The 5755-nt window shown below is 34.0% G+C and carries 7 protein-coding genes and 1 pseudogene; 1 reads left to right on the top strand and 7 read right to left on the bottom strand.

The genetic code is table 11. The features are described 5' to 3' along the window. A pseudogene (locus IJI93_RS03800) lies at positions 1 to 193 on the top strand (hypothetical protein); the annotation flags it as partial. A gap of 146 nt (positions 194 to 339) precedes the next feature. On the opposite strand, the gene IJI93_RS03795 reads toward IJI93_RS03800, so the two are convergent. The 7 genes from IJI93_RS03795 to IJI93_RS03765 all read right to left on the bottom strand — a co-directional run. Then, on the bottom strand, positions 340 to 765 hold the full coding sequence (locus tag IJI93_RS03795) for a DUF3021 domain-containing protein (protein WP_292820145.1): 426 nt from the start codon (positions 763 to 765) through the stop codon (positions 340 to 342). An 8-nt stretch (positions 766 to 773) separates the two neighbouring features. Next, entirely contained in the window at positions 774 to 1208 is a 435-nt protein-coding gene (locus IJI93_RS03790) for a LytTR family DNA-binding domain-containing protein (protein WP_292820142.1), read from the bottom strand. A 9-nt stretch (positions 1209 to 1217) separates the two neighbouring features. Then, positions 1218 to 1490 carry a 2TM domain-containing protein gene (locus IJI93_RS03785; RefSeq protein WP_292820139.1) on the bottom strand — a complete coding sequence of 91 codons (273 nt, stop codon included), beginning with the start codon at positions 1488 to 1490 and terminating at the stop codon, positions 1218 to 1220. A gap of 1 nt (position 1491) precedes the next feature. Beyond that, positions 1492 to 1758: a 2TM domain-containing protein gene (locus tag IJI93_RS03780; RefSeq protein ID WP_292820136.1), complete on the bottom strand. Its 267-nt coding sequence runs from the start codon at positions 1756 to 1758 to the stop codon at positions 1492 to 1494. A 137-nt stretch (positions 1759 to 1895) separates the two neighbouring features. Continuing rightward, positions 1896 to 2594, bottom strand: coding sequence for a diacylglycerol/polyprenol kinase family protein (locus IJI93_RS03775; RefSeq protein WP_292820133.1), 699 nt, complete (start codon positions 2592 to 2594; stop codon positions 1896 to 1898). Beyond that, a complete protein-coding gene (locus IJI93_RS03770) occupies positions 2591 to 3712 on the bottom strand; it encodes a tocopherol cyclase family protein (protein WP_292820130.1) in 1122 nt (373 codons plus the stop codon). The genes IJI93_RS03775 and IJI93_RS03770 overlap by 4 nt, the downstream gene beginning before the upstream one ends. Before the next feature lie 217 nt (positions 3713 to 3929). Beyond that, a partial coding sequence (locus tag IJI93_RS03765) for an Ig-like domain-containing protein (protein ID WP_292820128.1) occupies positions 3930 to 5755 on the bottom strand: 1826 nt, incomplete at its 5' end.

Genomic DNA, 5755 nt, shown 5'->3' with positions numbered 1-5755 from the left:
GAAAAAACATTCCAAAAAATATGTAAAAAGGCATGACTTGAACACACTTGACAGCGCAAAAAGAATCAAGACTACAGGCATTGGACGCATGATGGGTGAAGACAGACAAAAATGGTTATGCCCCAAATGTGGCGGAGTCATTAAGTTCCAAACAAAATCCTGTAGCGAGTGTGAATTTCAATTGATTAAATAAAAGTTATGATAAATTAAACTGCATGTTTTTTCATGAACTATTAAATTAATGATGTTTATAGTTAATATTTCTAATTAAAAGAAGAAATAAGATAAAATTATTTTGTACATACACATATCGGCAAATAGATTAACTATTTACCGACATTATCTGTTCAACTTGCTGTTTAAATCCCTAGCCATCAGATAATAATAAATGTAAAAACCAAACCAGAAAACAGCTCCGAACACCAAAGCTATTGAAACCCAAGCAATAACAGGTCCCCAACCTAAATCGATAGGCATCCACTTCAGATATATGGCAATTAAGAATAAAACTCCCATTCCAATGCCCATTTGGAAAATCACCTGTAAAGGCAATGCTATATCATCCCTATCATATATCATTCCGCTCAATGAAAATGCCCAACCGGCAACGATTGATCCGAAAAATGCGTTTATAATATCTGTTCCGTTGAATTTCATAACAGACGGCCCGACATTATATGAAATAAGAACCGCAACAAGAAGTACTATAAAGCAACCAACAAAAGCGCCCAAAGCCAACTTTTCAATTATATCAACTATTTTCATTCAATCACCTACAAATCCAAAGCCTCTTTAAAACCCGGCAAATATTTTCTAGATATGTTATCTTTCAAACCATTCTTAAGCTCAATAAACATCATCCCCTTAAGGGATGGAGCTACCCTTTCAACCTTTTTCAAATTAACGATAGTTGTCTTTGAAATACGTACAAAAGATTGGTTTAAACCTTCTTCTACTTGATATAATGGTTTTTTAATTATGTATTCAACATTTTGAGTGTAAACCTTAACCTGCTTATTTTCAACCCTGAACATGAATACATCTTGAAGCTCTAAAAGGGTTATGTCCGATCCTTTCTTTACGGCCAACATATCATTTGACTCTTCACTTTCTAAAATTGATATTGCTTTTGTAACATTATCCGTTAATTCATTTGTGTGAATATCCGCATAAGGTTCATCTATATCTTTTGAAACAAACAAATTCACTTTCATAATTCATATTCCTAATCTTTCCATTTCTTCCTGAATTTTACGTTCCCTGTAATCTCCATCAAACCTATCAACAAATACGAATGCTTTTAAAAATTTCACCAGCACTCCAATTCCCCAGAAAAATAGTGGAAATGCCACCCACCAGAATTCAGGAGTGTATAACCAATTGATTACAAACAGTATTGAATTTACAATTACATAAATTATAAAATCCACATAAAATTTAATCTTTGCATCTACCCTTTCTTCGGCTCTTGATCTTAAGCTATCAGACATTTTATTCACCCATTTTTGAAATTTCTTCCTGAATTTTACGTTCCCTGTAATCTATACCTGTAATATCTTCAAATGAGTATGCTTCAAAAAAATCAGACAAAACGCCGATTCCCCAGAAAAACATTACGAAAAATAATAACCAATAGCTTTTTAAAAATACAAAGGATATTATGGCTAATATTACATTTACAATCAAATATTTATATAAGTTTTCTTCAAATTTTATCTTTGCGTCAACTCTCTTTTCAGCAATTTCTCTTAAATCCATTATATCACCAGAATCATTCGATAATATAACTTGGTAAAAGTCTATATAAATGGCTATTTGGCGATGTTTCCAAGATGCAAAAAACGATTGCTGAAATGCAAAAAACAAATGTTGAAAAATAAAAAAAAGTGAAGCAGCTATAATACTGCTACCAAATAATATAAAATAGAAGTCAGTGCAGGAACTGTTAAATTGTCAATTCCACCATAACTTAAAGCTTCACAAATAGTTGCTACAGCTGAAATAAGTATAATGTAAACTATATTGAATTCAGGCATTGTACAACCGATTGAAGCAAAGACCATCCATACAAATACGCTCATCACAGTTGTAATGACAAACATGGTGAGTGACCCTTCGACAGACTTCTGACCGCCGAATACTGTGTATTTAAGTCTTCCGAATTTCTGACCGATTAAAGCTGCGAATCCGTCACCATATACCATCGGCACAATTGCTAGCGCAACAATCCAAATATAGAATTTAGGATCATTAGCAGGAGCAATAAATGTGAATATGATTATCAAAATTGTCCAAATAGCAGAATAGAAAAACAGTCCTAACGCATGGCCTGATTCAGTAACACTGTTTTCTATTTTGATTGGTGAATATTCAGTCAACAGGAATGTTCCTATTGATGCAGGCAGTGTCAAACCGAAAACCATGACCCATGTATTTGAAAAGAATGGCATGGCAAAAATCATATTACCTACCATAATATGCAAAAATTTACGTGAAACTTCAGGACGTGCATTTAACATGAATTCGGACACTATGAAAATGATAATTACATAAATGTATACTACAATCAGTGCAAGGATGTCTGTAAATATCATTCTTTATCATACTCCCCATATTCGCAACCGGCATTTTCCATTTTCACATGGTCAATCAGGGTTCCATCTTTTTTGTATAATTTGATTTCACCCCAACCATTTCCACCATTCCATAAACGATTGTGTAATTTTTTACCATTTGGAGCTTCGTAGTTGAACAACATCATTTCATCACGTTTACAGTAAAGCACCAATTCCATTTTTGAATTTTTATTACTTGCATTGACTCTCCATGTATGCACATCTTCACCTTCCTCAAAGTCAAAATCAATTTTGACCAGATTCCAGAATCTTGCAAAGTTGTATTCATACATTTTTCCTTCATAATAAAATCCAATTAGCAATTTACGAGGAATTGAAATTCCGAAAGCCTTTGGCTTTCCCCCACCGGCTTCAAATGCTGAGTTTTCAAGTTTTTTACCTGTGATAAGGCTTGTCAAGTTACATGATGAAATCCAAAGCCATGGAGATGTGAAGTCTCCACCCCAATTCTTGTCAGCATAACCATATGATTTTTCAGGAATTACCTCATATTCTTCCCCATCAAGCCAGACGGTTCCGCTGTATTGGGTTTTTATTCCTTCAGCATGCCAAAACATTTCAAAGGAGTTTAATTTTCTAAACAATGAATTTGCACCATAACCCACATTAAAAGTGATTTGCTTGTCAATGTCCAAATCCCACATCATATCCCCAGCATCGCACATGTATTCCGGGTGATTTTTCGCATCTTCTTCAGATACTCTGCAAAATCCTTGCATATGTGTTTCGGTTAGGCTACAGTCCCCCACCTGAACATTTAATTCATCATCAGGGCAATCAAAATATTTCATTGAGTAAAAGTTATGAATCTGTTTTGGATTTTTACCCCAACAGCCCACTTTCATCATGAAATAAGATGGCTTTTTGCCTAAACGTTGATTTTCCGGGTCTTGACCTAAAGTAGGTTCTTCTTCAGCTAATGCAGGGTTACAAACGAAATATTCAATAAAAAAAGGTTTTGCTTCGCCTGTTTTTTTATTATATCCTGTAAAGGAATGCCACCACCAGTCATAACCTTTTTTGGCAAGTGGTCCTTTGAGCATATAATAATCTCTTTTTAAATCACTTTTGTTCATATTCATCCTCCAAAGGTAATATGATAATAGTTTTGTTTAAAATATATTAAATAAGTTTAGGTTTTTAAGCCGATATTCAAAAATAGCAGTAATAATATACTTTTTGAACTAAGTTCAACTGAAAAAAATTATCTCAAAAAAAGAATGCAAAAATTTAAAAAAAATAAGTTATGGGATTGATTAAAATCAATCTCAATCTTTAATTATATGTTATTGATTATGTGCCGGTATATGCAAAATAACCGCCGGCCACAAATTGGGCCACTAAACCTTCAACTGATGGGTATGCGCAATACAATGATTTTTGCTCTTTCAGCCACCCCCCAACATTATATATTGTCGGATCGTCTTTACTGAAATCATCATCCCATGCTCTATGAGCGGTATACCCTGTGAAATTTCCATATCTGTATGGTGCCATTCCTTGTGGATTTGTCCAATCCCTGGTATCCCACATAATCACCAATTTAACACCTTTTTTATTTAAAGTGTTTTGTATGGATGAAGAATATGCTTCACGAACAGTTCCCGCACAAAAACCGTTATACAAAGTTATGTAAACCTGATAATCACTTGTAACATCAAAATAACCACTATAGTGATAGCCCGGTCCTGTTCCATCAACATAAACAGTCCAACCTAGTTTCCTGAGTAAATTCGCTACAGCATTCTTCATGTCATCACTGCCACTATCCGAATTAATCCAAACTTTCTTAGCTTTAGTTCCATATGGATTTGTGGATTCAGTGATTTTAATATTTTTTGAAAGCTTTTTAGAAGAATAAGATGTGTCACCGGCAAACTCAATAGTGATTTCAAATGTAGCCATCTTATCAGCAGTTATAGTGAAATAACAATAACCTTTACTGTCAGTTGTTCCGGTTTGCTTTTTACCATTGAAAGTGAATGTTATCTTTTTATTTGCTAAAACATTTCCTTGACTATCCTTAACAAGAACTGGATAATTATATCCGAAATATGCCTTATCTAAAGGAATGTTATCCTCAACAACAAAAATAACACTCTTTTGGATTACAGTTATAGTTTTATAATTGGAACAAACTTTAGGATTATAATAATTATCACCGGCAAACTCAAGGCTAACAGGATAGGCACCCGCCTTATTGACAGTTAAAGTGAAATAACAATAACCGTTACTGTCAGTTGTTCTAGTCTGCTTTTTGCCATTGAAAGTAATAGTGACTTTTTTATTCGCCAAAGCGTTACCTTCCACATCAGTAAGACGTACTTGATAACTGTAACCTCCAGAAATATCCTCCATTTGAACAGTAACATCCCGAGCAACGAAAGCAACATCAATTGGAATTACTTTAATTGTTTTTGAAAGGCTTTTTGAATAGTAATATTTAGTACCGGCAAACTTGATAGTGGCCTGATAATATCCGGATTTCACAGCAGTCAAGTTGAAATAACAATAACCGTTGCTGTCAGTTATGTTAACATAAGTCTTACCATTGAAAATAATAGTAATATTTTCATTACCTAATGGATTACCATCACTATCCCTTAAAAGAACAGGATATATGATGCCACTAGTAGAAATTTCCTCCAAATCAAAAGTATTCTGTTCAGTATTAAGAGCAACATTATATTTAACAACGGTAATGTTTCTCACATCAGAAAGAGGATTGTAGTAATCATCACCTGCAAAATCAATGCTAAGCGGATAAGAACCATATTTTCCAGCAGTTAAATTGAAATAAGCCCTACCATTACTATTTGTAGTTTTAGTTTGAGTCTTACCATTAAAAGTAACAGTAACCTTCTTACCGGCCAAAGCAGTGCCATTGCTGTCTCTAAGAGTCAAACCGTAAGTATAATGTTTATCAATTTCATCTACGTAAAGATTCTTATTAGGAGCGACAAAATTAACATCGCATCCGATTACAGTAATAGTTCTCACTTCAGAAAGAGCATTATAGTAATCATCACCAGCAAAATCAATACCAAGCTGATGAACACCAGCACCAGCACTCAAATTGAAATAAGCCCTACCATTAGCATTAGTAGTCTTAGTCTGAG

The sequence above is a fragment of the Methanobrevibacter sp. genome (genome assembly GCF_017431965.1).
Lineage (GTDB): Archaea > Methanobacteriota > Methanobacteria > Methanobacteriales > Methanobacteriaceae > Methanocatella.
This window is presented reverse-complemented; position numbering and strand designations above follow the sequence as displayed.

Coding starts and splice junctions, on each gene's coding strand:
- IJI93_RS03795 (WP_292820145.1), bottom strand. CDS start 765: ATGAAAATAGTTGATATAATTGAAAAGTTGGCTTTGGGCGCTTTTGTT.
- IJI93_RS03785 (WP_292820139.1), bottom strand. CDS start 1,490: ATGTCTGATAGCTTAAGATCAAGAGCCGAAGAAAGGGTAGATGCAAAG.
- IJI93_RS03780 (WP_292820136.1), bottom strand. CDS start 1,758: ATGGATTTAAGAGAAATTGCTGAAAAGAGAGTTGACGCAAAGATAAAA.
- IJI93_RS03775 (WP_292820133.1), bottom strand. CDS start 2,594: ATGATATTTACAGACATCCTTGCACTGATTGTAGTATACATTTATGTA.
- IJI93_RS03770 (WP_292820130.1), bottom strand. CDS start 3,712: ATGAACAAAAGTGATTTAAAAAGAGATTATTATATGCTCAAAGGACCA.